Origin of the sequence: Methylobacterium dankookense, from assembly GCF_902141855.1 — a bacterium.
In the GTDB taxonomy this organism is placed as follows: domain Bacteria; phylum Pseudomonadota; class Alphaproteobacteria; order Rhizobiales; family Beijerinckiaceae; genus Methylobacterium; species Methylobacterium dankookense.
This window is the reverse complement of record NZ_CABFVH010000126.1, coordinates 1-846: the sequence shown is the minus strand read 5'-3', so window position 1 is coordinate 846 and position 846 is coordinate 1. Positions and strand designations below refer to the sequence as shown.

Here is an 846-nt window from a genome sequence, read left to right as displayed (position 1 = left end):
CTAGGTCGCGGACTCATTAAGTTCGCAGCCAGACCCGCAGGGCTGCGAGCTTGACGCTGGCGAGGAAGTTGTCGGGGTCCTTGTCGTAGCGCGTGGCGACCGCGCGGAAGTGCTTGATCTTGCTGAAGAAGCGCTCGACCAAGTTGCGGTACTTGTACAGGAACGGGCTGAAGGCCAGCACCTGTTTGCGGTTGGGCATCGGCTTCACGTTCGCCCACGCACCCTGCTCGGTCATCCGGGCCCGCAGCGCGTCGCTGTCGTAGGCCCGATCCCCCAGCAGGATCTGGCCCGCGCCCAACCCGTCCAGCATGTCGGCCGCCGAGCGCCCGTCATGTGCTTGGCCTTCCGTGATCTTGAGCGCCACGGGACGGCCCTCGGCATCCACCAGCGCGTGGATCTTGCTCGTCAGGCCGCCGCGCGAGCGACCCATGCCACCGGATCCGCCATCTTTTTTTTGGCGCAGGCCGCGTGCTGGTGCACCCGCACGCTGGTGGCATCGATCATCTGCAGGTCGCCCTCGTAAGCCTCTGACACGGCATCCAGAAGCCGGTCCCAGATCCCGCGCTTGCGCCAGCGCCGGAAGCGATTGCCGCAGGTCGTGCAAGGACCGTAGCGCGTCGGGATGTCGGCCCAGGGTGCACCCGTGCGCAGACGCCAGAAGATGCCGTTGAGCACCCGCCGATCGTCCACCCGCTCCTTGCCGCGCACGTCCGTCGGCAGAAGCGGCTCGATCACCGCCCACTCCGCATCCGTCAGGTCGAACCGCGCCATCCAGAACCCTCCCTCGCCAGAGGGTTAACGACGGCACGCCTCACCCGTGCCCACCGTTATGGGTTCGCGACCTAG

General features: G+C 66.9%; 1 pseudogene. It reads right to left on the bottom strand.

Annotated elements, in window-relative coordinates:
• Positions 1-16: 16 nt before the first annotated feature.
• Positions 17-771 (bottom strand): annotated as a pseudogene (locus MTDSW087_RS29860) (IS5 family transposase).
• Positions 772-846: the final 75 nt, after the last annotated feature.